We start from the raw sequence: 22,560 nt of genomic DNA on the forward strand, positions 1-22,560 counted from the left end.
GCATGATAAATTGTGGCGAATTAACAATTAATGGAGAGAGTGTTTGGAATTTTTATATGAATATGGCTTGTTTTTTGCCAAAACCCTTACTTTTGTGGTTGCTGTTGCTGCCATCGTTGCGATTATTGTGGGTGCTGCTGTTAAGCCAAAGGCTAAGAAAGGCGAGATAAGCATTGATGATTTAAGTGAGCAATTGGCTGATCTTAAGCAAAACTTTATTGAAAATACGCTCTCTAAAAAAGAGCTTAAGGCCTACTTTAAACAACAAAAAGCTGAGGCAAAAGAGCAGCAAGATAAAGACCCTAAGCCAAGATTATATGTGATTGATTTTAATGGAAGTATAGATGCCCATGAAGTTGAAAGCTTACGTGAAGAAATCACTGCAATTCTTACTATTGCTGACAAAGAAAAAGACAAAGTATTGGTACGCTTAGAAAGCGGTGGTGGAGTGGTTCATGGCTATGGGCTTGCTGCATCTCAACTGCAACGCTTACGCAATGCTGGTATTCATTTAACCGTAGCAATTGATAAGGTTGCAGCCAGTGGTGGCTATATGATGGCGTGCGTTGCCAACGAAATTGTTGCTGCGCCATTTGCAATTGTCGGTTCTATAGGGGTTATTGCACAAATACCCAACTTCAATAAAATTTTGAAGAAGAATGATGTGGATTTTGAGCAAATCACTGCTGGTGAATACAAGCGCACCTTGACACTCTTTGGTGAAAATACAGAGAAGGGCCGTGAGAAGTTTAAAGAGGAAATAGAACAAACACATGGTTTATTTAAAACCTTCGTGAGTGAACAACGTCCTTCACTTGATATCGATTCGGTTGCCACAGGTGAACATTGGTTTGCAACTCAGGCCTTTGATAGAGGCTTAGTGGACAAAATTGAAACCAGTGATGATATCTTGCTAAACCAAGCAGATGAACGCCAAATCTATAAAGTAAAGTACAAAGTTAAAAAGAACTTAACGGATAAACTCGCGGTGGGTCTGAGCTCAAGTATCAGTCAAGCAGGGGTAAGTTTAATGTCACGTTTTAAAGGAATGAATCCTTAAATTTATTTGCATGACAGCGAATAAAAAACCCGCTTCAGGAGCGGGTTTTTTATTGACCAAATTTATTTAATTGATTTGTGATAATCTTCTAGGTCTTTGGCTGCGTCAGGGTCGTTAAAGACTTTCTCATCGAACTGTCCTTCCGATTTTGCTACCACACATGTCACCATACAGTCACCAGTTACATTGACAGCTGTTCGCGTCATGTCAAGTAAACGGTCAACACCGATAATGATAGCGATACCTTCTACAGGCAAGCCTACTTGATTTAACACCATCGCTAGCATAATCAGACCAACACCGGGTACACCTGCAGTACCAACTGAGGCTAAAGTCGCAGTTAAAATAACCATTAAGTAATCTGATATAGTTAAATCAACAGAAAATACTTGCGCAATAAATACAGTCGCAACACCTTGCATGATAGCGGTGCCATCCATATTAATAGTCGCGCCTAATGGGACCGTGAATGAAGCTACTGAGTTCTGAGCTCCTAATTTTTTAGTGGCAGTTTCCAGAGTGATTGGCATCGTTGCACTTGAACTTGATGTACTAAATGCAAACAGACACGCATTTTTCATTTTCTTTAGGAACGTTATTGGGTTTAGTCCTGTTAACACTTTTAAAAGAATACTGTAGTTCACTAAACCGTGGATAAATAATGCCAGCATCACAATACTAAAATACAGTGCCAAGCTTTTAATCAGTTTAAAGTCGATGGTTGTAAATAGTTTCGCCATTAAAAAGAACACGCCATAAGGTGCAATGTTCATTAGCAGTGTTACAAGCTTTAAAATAACAGTGTTAAGGTCTTCAAATACACTAGCAACTCGCTTACCTGCTTTACCACTTAAAGCCATTGCCACACCAAAAAGAAGGGCAAAAACAATAACTTGTAGCATATTTCCATTTGCCATTGCATCAATTGGATTGGTTGGGAACATCCCAATAATAACTTGCGCAAGAGTCGGGGCTTCTTTCGCACTGTAGGTTGCATCTGACGGTAAATTTATACCCTCGCCAGGATTAAATAACAGCGCAAGTGTGATCGCAACAGTAATCGCGATCGCTGTTGTAACCAAGTAAAGTAGAATTGATTTACCCCCTAAACGGCCCAGTGTTTTTGGATCGCTTAAACTACACGTACCGCACACCAAGGAAACGAATACGAGGGGCACGACGAGCATTTTTAAACTGGCAATGAATATTTGACCACCAATGTGGAAAATACCATCAACGAAAAATGCTTTAATTGGCAAAGAGAATAACCCTAGTGGAATAAGGAAATCGTCTTCACCCGCTAAAATTGCTTGGAAGATAAAACCAACGATCACACCCAAGACCATACCAATCATGATACGAGATGTGAGACTCAATGAACGGACTTTTGACATACACCTAATCTATATTTTTATAAATTTTGCCATAGCCTACCAGCATGAAGATTTTTATACAGAAAAATTCGATAAATATTAGAATTAATTCGATGCAATTCAGATAAAATAATTATGATATTCGTCCAGATTTTAGGTTAATATCAGGTAAACAATAATGTAAATATGAAAATAGCTAACTAGGGAGAGGTCAATGCCTTTATTGCGATGGCTAAGTGTTATAGTTTTCAGCTCACTTTTAGTCGCCTGTGGCGGTGGTGGATCACTTGAGAAAGAAGGGGGTTCATTAGACGGTGGGAATACTACTGATAACCCAACTTATACAATAACAGTGCAAGGGTATAGCGCTGATGGTACTGAATCGAATAATGTAACAGCCGATCAGCCCTTAATGATTCGCGCCTCTTTAACGAGTAGCAATTCAGATGTAACAGGTAAAAAAATAACATTTTCATTAGCGGATAACTTGGGGACTTTAGATCAACCCTCAGCGCTGACGAATAGTGAAGGTAATGCTGAAGTTAAATTAAACGCAGGCACCCAAGCTGGCGCAGATGAAATTATTGCCAGTTTTACCTCAAGCTCAGGCACTGTTTTCTCCGGTAGTTTTAGCTTTTCAACAGCGGGCGACAATGCGCAAACAGGCGATCAAACTTTCACGGTTACATTAAATGGTTTTGTTAAAGGAACTCAAACTAGCAATAATGAAGTAACCGCTGGTGCACCATTAGACCTAATTGCTACTTTAAAACGTGATGATGAAGTTATCTCGGGTCAAAGAGTTACATTCACACTTGCCGATGATATTGGATCGCTAACGCCTTCATCAGGTACAGCATTAACAAATAACGATGGTAACGCACTCATGACGCTTACAGCGGGTGATGTTGCCGGTGCGGGTATTGTGACAGCCTCTTATACTGTCAGTGGCGAAACCTATTTTGATACATTTGCATTTACATCAGACGGTTCTGAGTCAGATGATTCAAGTGTGAGTGGCACAGTGACGTTGGGTGTTTCTATTGTTGATGCCTCAGGCCTCCCATTCAGTGTAGAAAACCCAGTAAGTAAAGATAATAAAGGAACAGTAACAGCCACTCTATTAGACGATGAGACGCCTTTAGCAGGTCAACTGATTTCTTTCTCTACCAACTATACAGGTAAAATTACGCCTGTATTAGGGACGGCGCTTACAGACGCCAACGGCGAAGCATTTGTTACTTTAAGTAGCGGTAATTCAAAAGGCGCGGGTCAAGTTGTAGCTACATACACTGATGAAAGTGGTAACACAATTACTAAAGTCGCCGGTTTTATTTCGAGCGGTGATGATGCCCCAATCGAAAATGCAGAAGCCGCACTTGATATTAAGCTTTTAAAAGGTTGTGCGGCAGACTGGGATGCTAATCGCTATTCGACTTCATTAGAAACAACGTATTTATCATCGGGCTGTGTTGTTGTTAATCAGTTTTCATCTGATCAACTCATTGACGTTTTGGTTAAAATTACTGATACCAGCTCAGGTGATGGAATCGAAGGGATTATTGCTGAGTTATCTACTGACCTAGGTCGTTTATTACCTGAGTCTGGCAAAGCATTAACGGATCCTTATGGTTTCGCTGTTTTAAAACTACAACCAGGCGCAAACAGTGGTGCAGGTGAAGTGTCGGTTACAGCAAAGTCAGTGACTCTTTCAAAAGCATTTGAAATCGCCACCGCAGAACTTAATGTTGAAATCACCAATGGCCTATACAACAAACTTGATGCATCAGGTAACCCAATCGACGGTGAATATGTTCCATTGGCTGCTGGTGCAACTACGGTGATCACCGTTTCGATTTTTGATAGCAACGGAAACCCGATTGTAACACCGCTTGATGTAGAGTTTACGTCTGGTTGCGTAGAGTCGGGATTGGCTGTAATGGACTCAAAAGCAACCAGTATTAGCGGGGTTGCAACGGCTACATACAGAACCAATGGATGTAATACTTCGCAAGGAGATACTGTGACAGCCACAGTGCTCACCGGTGGCACAGCCAAAGTGGTTAGCGTGAATGTACCCGTTTCTGCTGCAGAAGTTAGCTCTATAGAATTTATTGAAGCCACTGAAAATGTTTTAGCGTTAAAAGGAACTGGTGGCGTATCTCGTAAGGAAATCAGTCAATTAACATTTAAGCTAACGGATGAAATCGGTAATGCTGCAAAACAAAAGCGAATGGATTTCCGCTTAAGCTCAACCAACGGTGGTATTTCACTATCTGAGGTAACAGATGCGGGTGGCTATTCACATGCAAGTGTCTCTACCGATTCTGAAGGGCTTGCTCGCATTCAAGTAAACGCTGGCTTTGTGCCACAAGCAGTCCGTGTACAGGCGTGTTATATACCTGAAGAGCTCATACCTGCTGATCAAAATAATAATGTCACGTGTTGGCAGGAGTTGTATTTAGAATGTCAAAAAGCAGAAGCGGAACGTAATGATAATGTATCGTGTCCTGCAGGTGAGTTAACATTAGTGTCACTTGATGAGCAAGTGGTGAGTGTATCAGATTTAGTCTCTATTAGTTCAGGTTTACCCGATGGTAATAGTTTCACAGCCGGCCCTACTATAATTAACATAGAAGCACTTAATTATATTGGTGATACCACGGATATCTCTGTTTATTTAGCTGATCACTTTAATAACCCTGTACCAGATGGTACGGCTGTGTATTTAACAACAGAAGGTGGGGCGGTTGGCACTCTTGAAGGTGGTGAATTTAACCCTCAGCTTGAGTGTAATACAGTTGATGGTCAATGTGTTGCGCAGTGGCGTTCACAGAATCCAAAGCCATTTACCGAGGATAAGTGGGGCAATAAAATCAACAGTATCAACCCGAAAACAGGTGTTATCAATTGTGACCTTTATTTTGGTTCCGCAGCCCCTTGTATGGCTGGAATTAGAAACGCTGCGTTTTTTGACGATGGTGTACCATTAGGCGCACGTTCGACGGTGTTGGTGACAGCAAAGGGTCAAGAATCATATATTGATATTAATGGGAATGGCCGCTTTGATACTAATGAATATTACAGTGGCTATGACTTACCAGAAGCTTTTATCGACCATAATGAAAATGGTTTCTATGACGGTTTAGCAGCTATTTACGACCCAGTGAGTGGCACTGTGACGAAGTCAGCTGAATTTTGCCAAGAAGGTGATGCAACTGATCCCTGTAGCCCAACAAATACCAATGCAGGACAATTTGAGGAAAATTGGGATATTGACTTAAATGGAATGCATACGCTTGCTGATGGTAAATACAATGGTTTAGTGTGTACTGAAAGCGCGACTACCCCAACCGTGGGAGCAACGTTTGAAAGTTTATGTACCAAAGAAGTCATTGATATTCGCGATACTTTTGAAATTGTTATGTCAGGCAGTGAAGCCTACACTCGTTTTGTCGTTACGAAAGCTGAGTTACGTAATCGATTTGCTTCGGCTCTCAATGAAAAAACTGCAGCAGACCCAACAGTTTTTACTGACAATGCAATGCAATTAGGGGTTGATATAGCGCAGTGTAATACGATTTATCGTCAAGCTGGTAACTCATCAACTCCCATTATTTTGGACTTAGAACCTACAGATAACACTGATTACTGTGATTTAGGTTCAATAAATATAACCACAGCGATGGTTGGCAACCAATTGGCTGCTTTAAGTTTCGAGCTTTATTTTTCAGATGTTTACAATAACCCATTACCAGCGAGTACGGCGGTTTCAGTGAGCACTGATAATGGTGATTACAGTGGAACATCTGGCTTTGAGCTGCCTAATACTAGTCAAACGTCAGCCATGTCTTTTGGTTTAACAATTAGTAGAGAGGCTGAAGCAAATAAAAAAGCAGAGGGGAACCTAGTTGTTCAATTTACCACAGGTAAAGGCTTAGTTACCCCAGCTCAAATCGCAATCAGTGATGATGGTTAACAAGTATTTAATTGTTTAAATTTAAAAAAATGCCAACCAGAAGGTTGGCATTTTTGTTGCTGTTCTATATATTCCCCATAAAAATACAGCAAATTATCATTTTGGCTAATTTAGCAGCAAAAATTGTTCAATTATTCAGTCAATGGTTAAAAGTTTCGATTAAAAGCTTGTAACAATTGGTGTTTGTAGATATACCTATAAATATTCGTGCTCCGATGTTAATAAATCATACTAATTTGTTTGATGTGATAGATATACATTTATAAGGGCAAAAAACTTTTAAAATTCTTGGTCAGAAATAGGCAGCTATGGGCAAATCACTTGTAATTGTAGAGTCTCCAGCAAAGGCTAAAACAATTAATAAATACTTAGGTAACGATTTTATCGTCAAGTCCAGTGTTGGGCATGTACGTGATCTACCGACTTCAGGTTCAGGCAAAACGAAAACAGCAGCAACGAAAACCCCTGCTGAGGTTCGAAAAATGTCACCAGAAGAAAAAGCTGCGTATAAAAAACAACGAGATTACAAAAATCTTGTTGCACGTATGGGAATTGACCCTGAGAAAGGCTGGGAACCCCATTATGAAGTTTTGCCTGGCAAAGAGAAAGTCGTTCAAGAATTAAAGAAGCTTGCAGAAAATGCCGATAAAATCTATCTCGCAACCGATTTGGATAGAGAAGGGGAAGCGATTGCATGGCACCTTGAACAGATTATCGGTGGTGAGCCAGAGAAATATAAGCGTGTTGTTTTTAACGAGATTACCAAAAATGCGATTCAGCAAGCTTTTGAAACACCCGGTGAATTAAACACCGATATGGTGTATGCGCAACAAGCACGCCGTTTCCTTGACCGAGTAGTGGGTTTTATGGTCTCGCCGTTGTTGTGGGCCAAAGTTGCACGCGGTCTCTCTGCAGGCCGTGTTCAGTCTGTTGCTGTTCGTTTGCTGGTAGAACGTGAACGTGAAATAAAAGCATTTATTCCTGAAGAGTTTTGGGATGTGCATGCCGATGTTAAAAATAGTGAGTCTGCCTTACGCCTTGAAGTTACAAAACACGCTGATAAGGCATTTAAGCCTGTTAACGAGCAGCAAGCAATGTCTGCGGTTCGTGACCTTGAGAAAGCTCAGTATGAAGTTGTAAGCGTTGAAGAAAAGCCAAGTAAAAGCAAACCGAGTGCTCCTTTCATTACATCGACAATGCAACAGGCCGCGAGCACTCGCTTAGGCTATGGTGTTAAAAAGACCATGATGCTTGCTCAGCGTTTGTATGAAGCAGGTCATATTACCTATATGCGTACTGATTCAACCAACTTGTCAAAAGATGCGGTTGAAATGTGCCGTGACTATGTTGCTGAGCAGTTTGGTGATAAGTACCTACCAAAAGCACCTATTAGCTACAGCTCTAAAGGCAATGCACAAGAAGCGCACGAAGCGATTCGTCCTTCAAGTGTTTCTGTATTGTCGGGTCATTTAGACGGTGTTGAAGCCGATGCGAAAAAATTATATGAGTTAATTTGGCGTCAATTCGTCGCGTGTCAAATGGTGCCAGCTGAATATGATTTAACAACCTTAACGGTTGGCGCGGGTGATTACCAATTAAAAGCAAAAGGCCGTGTCCTTCGTTTTGATGGTTGGACAAGAGTACAGCCTGCTGTGCGTAAGAAAAATGAAGAAGATCAGTCTCTCCCCGCTGTAAAGCAAGGTGAAATTCTGAGCTTAGTTGAGCTTGACCCGAAACAACATTTTACAAAACCACCTGCTCGTTTTAGTGAAGCAAGCTTGGTTAAAGAGCTTGAGAAACGAGGTATTGGGCGTCCATCAACGTATGCCTCAATTATTTCAACCATTCAGGACCGTGGTTATGTGCGAGTTGAAAACCGTCGTTTCTTTGCTGAGAAAATGGGAGAGATCGTTACTGACCGCTTAGTTGAAAACTTTGAAGATTTAATGAACTTCGATTTCACAGCAAAAATGGAAGGTCGCCTAGATGATATCGCTGAAGGCGAGCGCATCTGGACGCAAGTACTCGATAAGTTTTATGCAGACTTTTCAAAACAGCTTGAAATCGCTTCAGGAGATGAAGAACAAGGTGGTATGCGTCAGAACCAAATGGTTGAAACAGATATAGATTGTCCAACCTGTGGCCGTAAAATGGGGATTCGTACTGCATCGACTGGTGTTTTCTTAGGGTGTACAGGATACAACTTACCGCCCAAAGAGCGCTGTACTACGACAATGAATCTTGTATCTGGTGATGAAGCCATTGCTGCCGATGTTGAAGACGTCGAGACAGAAACGTTGATGCAAATGAAGCGTTGCCCTATCTGTGAAACAGCTATGGATTCATACCTAATTGATGAAACCCGTAAGCTGCATGTCTGCGGTAATAACCCAGCCTGTAAAGGCTATGTGGTTGAGCAAGGCACGTTTAAAATTAAAGGGTATGACGGCCCAATAATCGAATGCGATAAATGCGGTGCTGATATGCAACTAAAATCTGGCCGATTCGGTAAATATTTTGGTTGTAGTAACGATGATTGTAAAAATACCCGTAAACTACTTAAAAATGGTGAAGCTGCGCCACCAAAAGAAGATCCTGTTCATTTACCAGAATTAGAGTGTGAAAAGTCAGAAGCGTATTTTGTGCTGCGTGACGGTGCGTCGGGTATTTTCTTAGCGGCGAATACATTCCCGAAATCACGGGAAACGCGAGCTCCTAAAGTTGAAGAATTAAAACGTTTTAGAGACCGTATTTCTGAGAAGTTTTATTACCTAGCAGATGCTCCTACGCATGATCCAGATGGTAACCCATCAATTGTTCGTTATAGCCGTAAAAATAAAGAACAGTATGTGATGACAGAGGTAGACGGCAAAGCAACAGGCTGGACAGCTCATTATCAAGGTGGAAAATGGGTCGAAGAAAGTAAGAAGAAGGCCCCCGCTAAAAAGAAAGCTGCAACAAAGGCTAAAAAGTAGCCTGTCTGTTAAAGCAATAGAATAGCTGAACATAAAAAACCGGAGCGCACATCATTGTGTCAACTCCGGTTTTTTATTAGCTATCAACGATAAATTAGATTTGTACGTCTTTTACTTTCTTAAAGCCTTCAGCTTCAAGTTCATCGTTAACACATTTTAATACGTATGGTTTTAATTCTTCATTGCTGATATCGTCGTCCTTTGCCCAGTTTAAACACATTTCAGTGAATTCTTTGATCATTTCTGGTGACGCTTCAGGTGCTTCGTTAGCGATTGCGTATGACGCTGACACGCTTAATACAGGTGCCAAAATTAGTGCTAGCAATGCTTTGTTCATTTAATTATTCCTAATCAACATAATTAATAGTTACTGCCATCGAAAAGCGCAGTAATGGAACGCAAACTGTTATCCACTTTGCTTGAGTGAATTTATAAACTAAATATCTAAAAAAGATAACGAAATATTTTTATCGTTAAGATAAGCAAAAAATAATCATTTTTTTGTCTGTAGAAACTAGTCATTGGCATTGTAAACCACGTATTATCCACATAATTTTAAAAATAAAATGAGCGTGTAGTTATGTCAGAGTCAGTGTCGCAAACAAAACCTAAAAAAGTTCCATCAACACTAGAGCGAGTCGTAGAAACTTTTATTTTCCGCTCTCGTTGGTTGTTAGCCCCGTTTTTTATCGGTTTGTTAGTTGCGGTTGTGATTCTACTATTAAAGTTTTTTAAATACTTATACAGCATGGCCTTAAATACATTCACAGCGAGCAATCAGGAACTCTTGGTTGGTATTTTGACACTGGTTGATACCGCTTTATTAGCGGGATTATTATTAATCATTATTTTTAGTGGCTATGAAAATTTTGTTTCTAAACTCAATATAGATAACCATGAAGACAGACCCGTTTGGATGGGTAAAGTGGGCTTCTCTGGCCTAAAAATGAAATTAATAAGCGCTATTGTGGCTATATCAGCAGTAGAGCTTTTAAAGGTGTTTATAAGTTCGGCCAATCATTCAACGGATGAATTACTGTGGAAGGTTTTAATACATGTTACTTTTGTTGTTTCGGGCGTGCTATTCGCGCTGACAGATTATATTAATAGTAAAACAACAAATCATTAAGAAAAAAGGCCCTGCATAATGCAGGGCCTTCGCACAATACAACTGATGATTAACTCAGAGTTGCATAAAAACAACCAAACCCGGGCAGAGTAACTGTATTATCTGTTAATTCAGCAGTGTGATGTGATAGTTCATTGTGCTGCTGCGTTATTACATCAGTAGTTGTAAATTCAGCGCGTTGTGCACTTAGATTGAACACACATAGCATCTTAGTGCTGTTGAGGCTGCGATAAAATGCAAGTACTGGCTCATCAGTATTAATGAACTCGATGCTTCCTTCTAGCAGTACATCTTTCGCTTTACGCCAAGCCATAAACTCACGGTATGCATTTAGAATGGAGTTGTTGTCATTATCTTGTGCGCTTACAGCAACTGCTTTGTGCTGCTCACCCACAGGTAACCACGGCTTTGTTGTAGAAAACCCCGCTTGCTCTATATCACTTGCATCCCATGGCATAGGGGTGCGGCAACCATCTCGACCTTTAAAATTAGGCCAAAAAGTTATCCCGTATGGGTCTTGTAGGTCTTCAAATGCAACGTCTGCTTCGCCTAATCCAAGCTCTTCGCCTTGATACATGCATACACTACCGCGAAGTGATGCAAGAAGTGCTGTTAACATTTTGCATTGGTCAGGGTTGATGTTATCCCCTTTGCTCCAGCGACTCGCAACACGCTCAACATCGTGGTTGCTAAACGCCCAACATGGCCAGCCTTCTGTCATTCGTTCTTCAAGTGTACTTACTGTGTTACGAATATACTCAGCGCTGTAATCGTTTGTTAGTAATTCAAAGCTATATCCCATATGAAGCTTATCGCCACCCGATGTATATTCAGCCATTGTTGCTAGTGAGTCTTCAGATGAAATTTCACCAAGGGCTACTGTGCCAGGGTATTTATTTAATAACGCACGGATATCCTGCATAAAGCTTAAGTTTTCAGGTTGTGTATTATTGTAATAGTGGTACTGGAATGCATATGGATTGTCTTCGCTAAAACCTCGACCTTGACGTTTCTCAGGTGGCTTAGCGGGGTTGTCGCGTAATAATGCATCATGGTAGCAGAAGTTAATGGCATCTAAACGAAAGCCATCTACGCCTTTTTTCAGCCAAAACTCAACGTTATCAAGGACGGCTTTACGCACTTCAGGGTTATGGAAGTTTAGATCAGGCTGTTCAGCAAAAAAGTTATGTAAATAATATTGCCCTCTACGTGGCTCCCATTGCCATGCAGGACCACCAAAAATAGACAGCCAGTTATTTGGTTGAGTACCGTCAGGTTTTGCGTCAGCCCACACGTACCAATCAGCTTTATCATTATTTTTATCTTCACGGCTATCGAGAAACCACTGGTGTTGATCTGAAGTGTGGCTCAATACCTGATCGATGATGATTTTAATATTGCGCTCATGCGCTTGGGCAATTAATTCATCAAAATCGTCTAGGTTACCGAAAATAGGATCGATATCGCGGTAATCACTAATGTCGTATCCGAAGTCCTTCATGGGTGATTTAAAAAAAGGTGAAACCCAAATAGCATCCACACCCAAGCTTTTAATGTAATCAATGCGATCAATGATACCTTTGATATCACCAATGCCGTCGCCATTGGTGTCTTGGAAACTGCGCGGATAAACCTGATAAATAACCGCACCTTTATACCACTGCTTTTGAGCCATGTTTTTCTCCATCGTGACACTCAGTGTATGTAAACCCTAGGGCAACGCGTATTAATATGTTGCCAGAATGTCAAAAGCATACGTGAAGGGTGGGATGCTGTAAAAACTCTGCATACGTATGCACGGTAATTTCATCTGCCAGCGTTGTAAAACTAAGGGATTGAGTCCACTTTTACAGCGATTATTTTTAAGAGTAAATTATTTACCAATTTTTGCCGTTTAGAGTGATACCAAACAACGCGCCTACGTGGTGCATAATTTAATTGGCTTTCACCATAAAGGTGCAAAATGTTTTTGGTAAGACCAATTAACACTTTGCGTTCGTTTACCTTTTTTAAATGACATTCAACTTTTATATAAACTAGGTAGAGGCGTACTCCATACGTATTTGTGCCCAATACAATACGACGTTGGATAAAAAATGTTTCATTCACATCTGACGTCTCTGTTTTATAAATAAACGATTAATAAACAATGCATTACAACATCTGCGTGTAAATTTGTTGTTAATTTTTGTTTGCATCGTCTAGTCTGAATACGTATGCATAAATTTGTTAAGAAAATAATCTGAGCGTTAATATTCGTGTTGACAACAAAATCAGTCAGCGATTAACAGCTATTGCTATCATGAATAACTGCAAGGCGTTGACATTACAATTTGGGTAATGGGAAAACATCATGTCTATGTTCAAACCAAGTATATTAACTCTGGCTTTAACAGCCGCAGGTTTAAATAGCTTTGTAGCGTATGCTGCAGAAGAAGACCAAAAAACAAAAAACGATAACGTTGAAGTTATCGAAGTAAAAGGTTTTCGTGGCAGTGTTGTAGAATCTATTAACACGAAACGCTTCACTCCTGAAGTTGTTGAGTCAATCTCAGCAGAAGATATCGGTAAATTACCTGATTCATCAATTGCAGAATCAATCGCACGCCTTCCTGGCCTTACAGCACAACGTCTAGATGGTCGTGCTAGTCGCGTAAGTGTGCGTGGTTTCAGTGAAAACGAAAGTGCAACAACATTTAACGGTCGTGAGCAAGTATCAATTGGCGATAACCGCGGTGTTGAGTTTGACCTTTACCCATCAGAAATAATGAGCGGCGTAACGGTATACAAAACACCAAGCGCAGGTATCGAAGCGGAAGGTATTGCTGGTGTAATCGACATGCAAACTGTTAAGCCTTTAAGTAAAGGCGAGCAAGTTATCATGTTTAATGGTCAATATGAGCAAACAGGTTTTGATAAATTAAACCCAGACGGTGACGATAAAGGTTTCCGTGGTACGGTTTCATACATTGATCAGTTTGCTGATGACACCATCGGTGTTGCATTTGCTTACAACACAATGAGCTCACCTAACCAAGAGAAACGCTGGAATTCATGGGGTTATCCAGAATTTACGGGTGAAGATGGTAACACTTATTCTATTTTAGGTGGGGCAAAGCCTTTCGTACGTTCATCAACGCTTGAGCGTGATTCAGCAATGCTCGTTATTGAAGCAGCACCGAATGACCGCCTTAATATGACATTTGATGCTCTTTACGTAGATTTTTCTGACGAGAAAATCCTTCGTGGTATTGAAGTACCATTCGCTTGGGGTCAAGGAACAATCGATCCTAGCTCTGCAGTTGTAGATGCAGATTCTGGTTTTATCACAAGTGCAGTAACAGAAGGCCAGCGTGTTGTTGTTCGTAACGACTATGAAGAGCGTAATGCAGAACTAACCCAGTTTGGTTTCAATACTAAATACGATATTAATGACGAATGGTCAGTTGAGTTTGATGCGAGTCGTTCAGAAGTTGAGCGTCAAATTTGGAGTATCGAGAGTTATTCAGGTACAGGCCGCGGTGATGCAAATGGTGTTGCTGATACGATTGGTTATGTTTTTGACGGTGGCAATACCGGAGCGCAGTTCTCACATAATCTTGATTACAGTGATTATGATCTAATTCAATTAGGTGGTCCTTTATCATGGGGTGCAAGCGCTGCATTGAATGACAAGTATGGTTTGACAGATACGCCATATCAGAATACAGCCCAAGATGGTTTTATCAATGCACCAGAAATCAACGATGAATTAAGCACACTAAAACTTGCTGCAAGCAAGGTGTTAGATAACGCGTATATCAGCCGTGTTTCATTTGGTATGTCTTACCGTGACCGTGAGAAGAGTAAAGTGTCTGAAGGTTACTTCATGACATTAAAAGACTTCTCTTTAGACAATCCAGGTATGTTATCAATTCCTGAACAGTATCGTTTAGGAAGTGCAAGCCTTGATTTTATCGGCATGGGTAACATGGTTGCTTACGATACGAACGGCTTAGTAAATGATGGTTATTATAACCTTTTACAAGAAAGTTTAACGGATCAAAAACACAAAACACAATCGTGGACAGTGCAAGAAGAAGTAACCGCCATTTTTGCGCAAGCTGACATTAATGCTGAACTTGGCTCTATTCCTGTAACAGGTAATATTGGTGCTCGTTATGTAAGAACCGAGCAATCTTCGCAAGGTTTTGCTGCAAACACGGTGGATGGACTCGTTGTTGTTACGCCAACAGACATCAGTCATGACTACAGTCATTTCTTACCAAGCTTAAACTTATCGTTTGCAATTGATGAAGAGCAAACAATACGCTTTGGTGCTGCGAAAACGATTTCTCGTGCGCGTCTAGATGAAATGAACGCATCAGTGAACGCATCTTACAGTCAACAGCCAGATGAAAATGGCAACTTTTGGAATGTGTCAGGTGGTAATCCTAAACTTGAGCCAAAAGAGGCAACAGGTTTTGATTTAAGTTACGAAAACTACTTCCATGAAGAAGGGTACTTTGCAGCAGCATTTTTCTACAAAGATATCACTCAGTGGATTTTTGATGGTACATATGAAATCGACATGAGTGGTGTGGCGGACCCATCTACGGGTGAAATCCCAGCTTCATCTACAGGTACAGGTTCTGGTAAAGTTAATGGTGGGTCAGGTGATCTTTGGGGTTATGAGCTTTCATTAACACTACCGTTCACTATGTTTAGTGATTCACTGGATGGTTTTGGTTTAATCGCAAGCCATACTGGTGTTGAGCAGGATATTACAGACCAAAATGGTAATGATTATGAGTTACCTGGATTATCGGACCAAATCGATAGCTTGACCGTGTACTTTGAACGTAATGGTTTCCAAGCGCGTACTAGCATGCGTAAACGTAGCGACTTTAAGGGCGATGTTTATGGTTTAGGCTTTGCAACAACGCAAGTTGATATCAAAGGCGAAACAATTTGGGATGCGCAAATCGGCTATGATTTTGCAGAAGCTGGTATCCAAGGTCTCGAAAACTTGAGTGTTACTTTCCAAGTGCAAAACATCACAGAAGAGCCGTTCACGTCTCTACAAGGTGATAACGCACTGCAAGTACGTGATTACCAAGACTACGGTCGTACATTCCTGTTAGGTTTCAGCTACAAGCTGTAATTAGCTTAAACAGCGATAGAAAATTGCCCTTGTGATTTGTTTTACAAGGGCTTTTTTATATCAGTGGGCTACACTCAATGAATTGAAATTGGTGTTAGGTGTACTATGGAAGCAAAAAAAATAACAAAAGTTGTGATTGCCGGTGGTGGAACTGCTGGGTGGATCACCGCCGCACTACTCAACAAAGTGCTTGGAAAATCACTTGATATTACTCTCGTTGAATCTGCCGAAATTGGCACTGTTGGCGTTGGTGAGGCAAGTATTCCCCCTATTTCGCATTTAAATGGGGCTCTTGGTATTTCAGAGAAAGAATTTATCAAGGCGACTGGTGCAACCATTAAACTGGGGATAGAGTTTGAAAACTGGCGTAGCCAAGGGCACAGTTATATGCACGCTTTTGGCGAAATAGGTAAGGACTTCCCGTTTTGCGAATTTTATCACTTTTGGTTGAAAGCAAACCAAACACAAAACGCCCCTGACTTTTGGGATTTCTCTCTCAACTACCAAGCTGCAAAAGCGCATAAATTTGCCCATCTCAAAAACATTCCTAATACCCAATTAGCGGGCTTACATTACGCGTATCATTTTGATGCGACACGCTATGGTGAATTTTTAAAAGAATTAGCCCAATCGCGGGGGGTTAATCGCATTGAAGGAAAAATAGAAACGATAAGTCAATGCGATCAAACAGGGTCTATCAATGCGTTAAAGCTAAAAGATGGTAGCCTGATTGAAGGGGACTTATTTATTGATTGCACCGGCCTGCGAGCATTACTTATAGAGCAAACGCTGAATACGGGGTTTGAAGATTGGTCGCACTGGTTACCGTGTGATAGCGCTGTAGCTGTCCAAAGTGAGTCTGCAAGCAACGCCATTCCCTATACCCGCTCTATCGCTAGAGAGTCAGGTTGGCAATGGCAAATTCCACTCCAACATCGTGTTGGTAATGGCTTGGTGTATTCAAGTCGATATCTATCAGATGAAAATGCAAAACAGCAGCTGCTAAACAACTTGCCAGCTAAGCCCTTAACTGAGCCACGAATTATTAAATTTAAAACGGGTCGACGCTTAAAGCAGTGGCATAAAAATGTAGTATCGATTGGCTTATCGAGTGGTTTTTTAGAGCCCTTAGAGTCAACCAGTATTCATTTAATTCAAAGTGCAGCTATCCGGTTGATTAAGTTTTTTCCACATCAAGGTATTACGCAAAACTTAGTGGATGAATTTAACAAACAAAGTAAAACAGAATTTGAGCGAATTCGTGACTTTATTATTCTCCACTACAAACTTACAGAGCGAGACGACAGTCCATTTTGGCGTCTTTGTAAGGGCATGGATATTCCAAGCAGCCTTGCTAAGAAAATAGCACTATATAAAACCAGCGGTAAGCTAGTGCGTGAAGACGATGAGTTATTTGCCGAAGTCGCGTGGCAACAAGTGTTGATAGGGCAAGGCCTGATTGCTGAAGATTATCATCCTTTAACAAATGCCTTAACAGATAATCAGCTTAATGATCTATTTAGCAATTTAAAAACCTTGATTAATAGCACGGTTGAGCAGCTGCCCAGCCACAGTGAATTTTTAGAAAAAATACAAAATTAATTATGAAAAAAACACATACAATTTTTGCAGTAAGCACCGTATTAACGCTTTTAAATTCGACAGCGAGTTATGCAATCACTGCCTCACCAGAAAGCTGGTGGGTGGGCATGCAGAACGAATCGTTACAAGTTATGCTTCACGAGGGCAACATTGCGAAACAAACTTGGCAGATGTTGCCTTACAAAGGCGTTGAGTTTAAAGGGGTTACAACAACGAATAATGCTAACTACGCATTTCTGAATTTAAACATCAGCGATAATGCAAAAGCAGGTGAACTTAGCTTTAAAGCGTCAAATGGAACTGTCTTTACATATCGGTTAAATACCCGCAATAAAAACAGTGCAAAGCGCCCAGGATTTACAAATAAAGACACACTGTATTTAATAAATCCTGACCGATTTGTTAACGGTGATCCAACGAACGATAGTATCGCTTCAATGCAAGAGGCAGCAAACCCTAAGTTTAAGGGCGGTCGCCATGGCGGTGATATTCAAGGTGTGATTAATAGTCTTGAATACCTAGAAAATTTAGGCGTCACTCAACTTTGGCTAACACCTGTACTTGAAAATAATATGCCAAGTTACTCTTATCATGGGTATGCAATCACAGATTTTTACAAGGTCGACCCGCGTATGGGCAGTAATGAGCTCTATAAAACGCTATCAGTGAAAGCAAAAGAGCATGGTATCGGTTTAGTGATGGACATGGTTCTTAATCACTTTGGTTCATCGCACCAGTGGATGTCTGATATGCCAACAGCTGATTGGGTTAACTTTGATGGTCAGTTTGAAAAAGGTAAAAATGCCACAACGCATGCCCGTCAAACAATTCAAGACCCACATGCGAGCCAATACGATAAGCGCCAATTTAATGATGGTTGGTTTGTTGAGTCGATGCCTGATTTAAATCAGCGTCAACCGTTATTGTCGACTTACCTTATTCAAAATGCCATTTGGTGGATTGAATACGCTAACTTGAGCGGCATTCGCGTCGACACGTATTCATACTCAGATAAAGCGTTCTTAGCAGATTGGACTAAAGCGATTATGACCGAATACCCCAATTTTAATATTGTGGGTGAAGAGTGGACAAGTAATCCTGCAATTGCATCGTACTGGCAACGCGGAAAAATAAATCAAGATGGTTATACCTCAGACTTACCCAGTGTCATGGATTTTTCATTGCAAGAGGCGCTTATTAAAGCACTGAATGAACAAGAAAGCTGGAACACGGGCTGGGTCAGGGTATACCAATCACTTGCGAATGATTTTTTATATGCAGATACCGATAATATTTTAGTGTTTGCCGACAATCATGATATGAGCCGTGTCTATACAGAGCTGGGTCAAAATCTAGTTAAAACAAAATTGGCAATGACATTACTGTTGACTACACGCGGAATTCCACAAATTTATTACGGCACAGAGGTGCTATTAGATAATACCCCAAGTAACGACCATGGTGATATTCGAATTGATTTCCCGGGTGGTTTTAGAGCACATACAGTCAATGCCTTTACCGGTGAAGGACTCTCTAAAGACCAAAAAGACATGTTAAGCACAATGCAAACATTGCTGAAGCTGCGCAAAGAAAAGCCCGCGCTTAGTGAAGGGAGTTTAATGCATTTTTCACCTAAGCAAGGTGTTTACAGCTATGTGCGCGAGCACAATGGTGAAAAAGTTGTGGTGTTATTGAATAAAAACCAACATGACCTTGAGTGGGATGTCAGTTATATGCAAGAAGTACTTAAAAACACTCAAACGGGGGTCGACTTAATGAGTAACGAATCAGTTACTTTAACTGTGCCTATTCGCTTAAAAGCCATGCAAGCACGCTTAATTGAACTTGAATAATTGTGAGTTTTAGGGTGAATACGTATGCATTTACTGTCCGTGAGTAGCCCTTAACATTAGTATTAACTGATATTTACAGAATAATGAAGTAGTGATGACAACATATAAATTAACTGCATTAGTCGTGGCTTCTATTTTAGGTTTAGCAGCCTGTGGTAATGAAGCAACAACACAACAGCACACACAAAAACAGCAAACACATGCAACAGTGTCGAAGCCCGTCGTATATCAGGTGTTTACCCGCTTATTTGGTAATACCAACACCACAAATAAACCATGGGGGACGCTTGAAGAAAACGGAGTGGGTAAATTTGCTGATTTTGATGACGCAGCATTAAAGGGAATAAAAGAGCTTGGTACTACCCACATTTGGTACACTGGCGTACCACGTCATGCGTTAGTGACTGACTATACACACTACGGCTTATCGCAAGATGATCCTGACGTTGTAAAAGGCCGAGCAGGTTCACCTTATGCTGTTAAAGACTATTATGATGTAAACCCTGACTTAGCGATAAACCCTGAACGTCGGCTAGAAGAGTTTGTAGAGCTTATCGAACGTACGCATCAGCATGGCATGAAAGTCATCATCGATATTGTGCCTAATCATGTGGCGCGTAATTATGACTCAGTAGCAAAACCAAAAGGAATTAAAGACTTTGGTGCTGAAGACGATACAACACAAGCTTACGTACGTGATAACAACTTTTACTATGTCACAGGTCAATCATTCCAAGTACCTACAAGTGAAGGTTACCAAGTTTTAGGTGGGCAGCCACACCCACTTGCTGATAATCACTTTGATGAAACGCCCGCTAAATGGACGGGTAATGGAGCTCGCGAAGCAAAACCAGATATTAATGATTGGTACGAAACAGTAAAAATTAACTACGGTGTTAAGCCTGACGGCAGTTATGATTTTCCAACGTTGCCAGCTGATTATGCGAGTAAAGACTACCGCGCTCACTATGCATTCTGGCAAGACAAAGACTTACCAAACAGCTGGTATAAATTCCGTGATATCGCGCTTTACTGGTTAGATAAAGGCGTGGATGGTTTTCGCTATGATATGGCCGAAATGGTGCCAGTGGAGTTTTGGAGTTTTTTAAATTCATCTATCAAAATGCAAAAAGCGGATGCGTTTATTTTAGCTGAAGTATACAACCCAAGCCTTTATCGTCCTTATATTCAGCAAGGCAAGATGGACTACCTTTACGACAAAGTTGGTTTTTACGATACCGTTAAAGCTGTTATGCAAGGTAAGCAACCTGCCACTAGTATTTTTGATATCCAAAGCGAAGTGGCCGATATTGAAGAGCACATGCTGCACTTTTTAGAAAACCATGATGAGCAACGTATTGCTAGTCCTGATTTTGCGGGTAGCAGCGAAAAAGGGAAGCCAGCTATGGTGGTATCAACACTGATGACTCGCTCGCCGACATTACTGTATTTTGGCCAAGCAGTGGGTGAAGATGGCTCTGAAGACGCTGGATTTGGTGACCCAACCCGTACCAGTATTTTTGATTACGTGGGTGTGCCAGCGCATCAAGCATGGATGAATGATGGAAAGTTTGATGGTGGGGCATTAACGAAAGAACAAGCAGAACTGCGCGCCTATTACACAAAACTAATGTCACTTAATACGTTACCTGCCATTGTGGGCGGTGACATGCAAGCAGTTGAGCTAACTGGTTCAGAGCAAGTAATAGCCTTTACCCGCAAGCTAGGTCAGCAATTGGTGTTGGTAGTGAGTAACTTCTCACAAGCGTCTCAAACTGTGTCATTTACACTTAATGCAACGCAACTCCCCACGCTTAATCACACGTCACTTACCCTTACCGATAACTTAGAAAGTCATGCCGACATTGTTATTTCTGACCTAACAAAACAGGCGCCCATTCAATTAAAACTGAACGGCTTAAGCAGCGCAGTATATACCCTAAAGGCTGATTATGAATAATAACAAACCAACGCTAAGCTTCTGGCAAATATGGAACATGTGTTTTGGGTTCCTCGGTATCCAATTTGGTTTTGCATTACAAAATGGTAATGTGAGCCGCATTTTTCAAACCCTTGGCGCGAATGTTGATGACATCCCTATTTTGTGGGTTGCCGCACCGCTAACAGGCTTAATTGTTCAGCCTATTATTGGCTACTGGAGCGACAAAACATGGAATAAACTAGGCCGTCGTCGTCCATTCTTTTTCTACGGTGCAATTTTAACAACGTTATCGTTATTTATTATGCCAAATTCGCCCAGCCTGTGGATTGCTGCGGGAATGCTATGGATTATGGATGCCTCTATTAATGTCACTATGGAGCCTTTCCGTGCGCTGGTAAGCGACAACCTACCTAAGAAGCAACGTGCAACTGGTTATGCCATGCAAAGCTTTTTTATAGGTATTGGTGCGGTTGTTGCCTCTGCTTTACCGTGGATGATGACAAACTGGTTTGATATTGCTAACACTGCACCTGCGGGTCAAATTCCTGATTCGGTAAAGTTTTCATTTTACTTTGGTGCAGTTGTACTTCTTGTTGCCGTTTTTTGGACCATATTTACCACCAAAGAATATTCACCAGAACAGCTTGAAAGATTTAATGAACAAGAACACAGCGACGCACAGAACGCCACTCACAGTAATGTAAACTTTAATAAAGGTGCGGTTATTTTTACTGTGCTTGGTATCGTGGTGCTGGGCATTGTCACGGGTTTATCACTTGAAAAAGAGCTTTATTTATTAGCGGGTGGTTTAATTAGTTTTGGTGTTATTCAATTCATTGCGGGAGCGTTAAAAGCTAAAAATGCAACCTCTGGTGGCTTTTATCAAGTAGTAAATGATGTATTCACAATGCCTGAGGCAATGAAGCAACTGGCTTTAGTGCAATTTTTTAGCTGGTTTTCACTGTTTGCTATGTGGATTTATACAACCTCAGCGGTAACCAGTTTTCATTACGGCAGTAGTGACACAGGCTCACTGGCTTATAACAACGGAGCCGATTGGGTTGGGGTTTTGTTTGCAGCGTACAACGGGTTTGCAGCCATTGCAGCATTATGTATCCCGGTCATCGTTAAGAAGTGTGGTTTAAAACTGGCGCATGCAATCAATCTAGTGCTGGGTGCCTTGGGACTTGCCAGCTTTATCTTTATTAAAGACCCCAGTCTACTTATTTGGCCCATGATAGGAGTAGGCTTTGCATGGGCATCTATTTTATCACTGCCGTATGCCATGTTAAGCACCTCTGTACCCACTAAAAAAATGGGGGTATACATGGGGATTTTCAACTTTTTTATCGTTATCCCACAGTTACTTGCGGCGAGTGTTTTAGGCTTGATTTTACGCCACTTCTTCGATAACCAACCCATTTATGCGTTAGTGCTAGGTGCTGTGTCGCTCGTACTGGCAGCGTTCGCTGTACTTCGCGTTAAGCAACAATAATAAGGACAC

General features: G+C 41.0%; 12 protein-coding genes. 9 read left to right on the plus strand and 3 right to left on the minus strand.

Going from position 1 to position 22,560, the window contains the following annotated elements:
* The first annotated feature begins 43 nt into the window (after positions 1 to 43).
* On the plus strand, positions 44 to 1,060 hold the full coding sequence (gene sohB / locus ACSSVW_RS12335; RefSeq protein ID WP_454179421.1) for a protease SohB: 1,017 nt from the start codon (positions 44 to 46) through the stop codon (positions 1,058 to 1,060).
* Positions 1,061 to 1,122: 62 nt separating this feature from the next.
* Here the strand turns inward: sohB and ACSSVW_RS12340 are convergent, their stop codons facing one another.
* Positions 1,123 to 2,454: a dicarboxylate/amino acid:cation symporter gene (locus ACSSVW_RS12340; protein WP_036968865.1), complete on the minus strand. Its 1,332-nt coding sequence runs from the start codon at positions 2,452 to 2,454 to the stop codon at positions 1,123 to 1,125.
* Between the two features lie 193 nt (positions 2,455 to 2,647).
* On the opposite strand from ACSSVW_RS12340, the gene ACSSVW_RS12345 reads away from it, so the two are divergent.
* Together ACSSVW_RS12345 and topA are read left to right on the plus strand one after the other, a co-directional pair.
* Entirely contained in the window at positions 2,648 to 6,412 is a 3,765-nt protein-coding gene (locus ACSSVW_RS12345; RefSeq protein ID WP_454179422.1) for a hypothetical protein, read from the plus strand.
* Between the two features lie 308 nt (positions 6,413 to 6,720).
* Positions 6,721 to 9,387 carry a type I DNA topoisomerase gene (gene topA, locus ACSSVW_RS12350; protein WP_036968862.1) on the plus strand — a complete coding sequence of 889 codons (2,667 nt, stop codon included), beginning with the start codon at positions 6,721 to 6,723 and terminating at the stop codon, positions 9,385 to 9,387.
* Positions 9,388 to 9,481: 94 nt separating this feature from the next.
* On the opposite strand, the gene ACSSVW_RS12355 is transcribed toward topA, so the two are convergent.
* A complete protein-coding gene (locus tag ACSSVW_RS12355; RefSeq protein ID WP_036968859.1) occupies positions 9,482 to 9,724 on the minus strand; it encodes a hypothetical protein in 243 nt (80 codons plus the stop codon).
* A 243-nt stretch (positions 9,725 to 9,967) separates the two neighbouring features.
* Between ACSSVW_RS12355 and ACSSVW_RS12360 the strand changes: the two genes are divergently transcribed.
* The gene (locus ACSSVW_RS12360; RefSeq protein ID WP_036968856.1) at positions 9,968 to 10,516 is read left to right on the plus strand and encodes a TIGR00645 family protein; all 549 of its coding nucleotides are present in this window, start codon (positions 9,968 to 9,970) and stop codon (positions 10,514 to 10,516) included.
* 49 nt (positions 10,517 to 10,565) lie between these two features.
* On the opposite strand, the gene ACSSVW_RS12365 is transcribed toward ACSSVW_RS12360, so the two are convergent.
* Positions 10,566 to 12,191 carry an alpha-glucosidase family protein gene (locus ACSSVW_RS12365; protein WP_182396297.1) on the minus strand — a complete coding sequence of 542 codons (1,626 nt, stop codon included), beginning with the start codon at positions 12,189 to 12,191 and terminating at the stop codon, positions 10,566 to 10,568.
* A gap of 678 nt (positions 12,192 to 12,869) precedes the next feature.
* Here ACSSVW_RS12365 and ACSSVW_RS12370 point away from each other — a divergent pair.
* The 5 genes from ACSSVW_RS12370 to ACSSVW_RS12390 all read left to right on the plus strand — a co-directional run bounded on the left by ACSSVW_RS12370 (position 12,870) and on the right by ACSSVW_RS12390 (position 22,551).
* Positions 12,870 to 15,659, plus strand: a complete 2,790-nt coding sequence (locus ACSSVW_RS12370) for a TonB-dependent receptor (RefSeq protein WP_075593643.1) — start codon at positions 12,870 to 12,872, stop codon at positions 15,657 to 15,659.
* Between the two features lie 105 nt (positions 15,660 to 15,764).
* Positions 15,765 to 17,261 carry a tryptophan halogenase family protein gene (locus tag ACSSVW_RS12375; RefSeq protein ID WP_454179423.1) on the plus strand — a complete coding sequence of 499 codons (1,497 nt, stop codon included), beginning with the start codon at positions 15,765 to 15,767 and terminating at the stop codon, positions 17,259 to 17,261.
* 2 nt (positions 17,262 to 17,263) lie between these two features.
* A complete protein-coding gene (locus tag ACSSVW_RS12380) occupies positions 17,264 to 19,114 on the plus strand; it encodes an alpha-amylase family glycosyl hydrolase (RefSeq protein WP_454179424.1) in 1,851 nt (616 codons plus the stop codon).
* A 94-nt stretch (positions 19,115 to 19,208) separates the two neighbouring features.
* The gene (locus ACSSVW_RS12385; protein ID WP_454179425.1) at positions 19,209 to 21,074 is read left to right on the plus strand and encodes an alpha-amylase family glycosyl hydrolase; all 1,866 of its coding nucleotides are present in this window, start codon (positions 19,209 to 19,211) and stop codon (positions 21,072 to 21,074) included.
* A complete protein-coding gene (locus ACSSVW_RS12390) occupies positions 21,067 to 22,551 on the plus strand; it encodes an MFS transporter (protein WP_454179426.1) in 1,485 nt (494 codons plus the stop codon). The genes ACSSVW_RS12385 and ACSSVW_RS12390 overlap by 8 nt, the downstream gene beginning before the upstream one ends.
* Positions 22,552 to 22,560: the final 9 nt, after the last annotated feature.

It is taken from the genome of Pseudoalteromonas sp. MBR-15, from assembly GCF_053628915.1.

What these genes read in the sequence shown, in the direction of transcription:
- ACSSVW_RS12345 (WP_454179422.1), top strand. Translation starts at nt 2,648, where the DNA reads ATGCCTTTATTGCGATGGCTAAGTGTTATAGTTTTCAGCTCACTTTTA.
- ACSSVW_RS12340 (WP_036968865.1), bottom strand. Translation starts at nt 2,454, where the DNA reads ATGTCAAAAGTCCGTTCATTGAGTCTCACATCTCGTATCATGATTGGT.
- ACSSVW_RS12375 (WP_454179423.1), top strand. Translation starts at nt 15,765, where the DNA reads ATGGAAGCAAAAAAAATAACAAAAGTTGTGATTGCCGGTGGTGGAACT.
- ACSSVW_RS12385 (WP_454179425.1), top strand. Translation starts at nt 19,209, where the DNA reads ATGACAACATATAAATTAACTGCATTAGTCGTGGCTTCTATTTTAGGT.
- ACSSVW_RS12370 (WP_075593643.1), top strand. Translation starts at nt 12,870, where the DNA reads ATGTCTATGTTCAAACCAAGTATATTAACTCTGGCTTTAACAGCCGCA.
- ACSSVW_RS12365 (WP_182396297.1), bottom strand. Translation starts at nt 12,191, where the DNA reads ATGGCTCAAAAGCAGTGGTATAAAGGTGCGGTTATTTATCAGGTTTAT.
- ACSSVW_RS12380 (WP_454179424.1), top strand. Translation starts at nt 17,264, where the DNA reads ATGAAAAAAACACATACAATTTTTGCAGTAAGCACCGTATTAACGCTT.
- ACSSVW_RS12390 (WP_454179426.1), top strand. Translation starts at nt 21,067, where the DNA reads ATGAATAATAACAAACCAACGCTAAGCTTCTGGCAAATATGGAACATG.
- ACSSVW_RS12360 (WP_036968856.1), top strand. Translation starts at nt 9,968, where the DNA reads ATGTCAGAGTCAGTGTCGCAAACAAAACCTAAAAAAGTTCCATCAACA.
- topA (WP_036968862.1), top strand. Translation starts at nt 6,721, where the DNA reads ATGGGCAAATCACTTGTAATTGTAGAGTCTCCAGCAAAGGCTAAAACA.
- ACSSVW_RS12355 (WP_036968859.1), bottom strand. Translation starts at nt 9,724, where the DNA reads ATGAACAAAGCATTGCTAGCACTAATTTTGGCACCTGTATTAAGCGTG.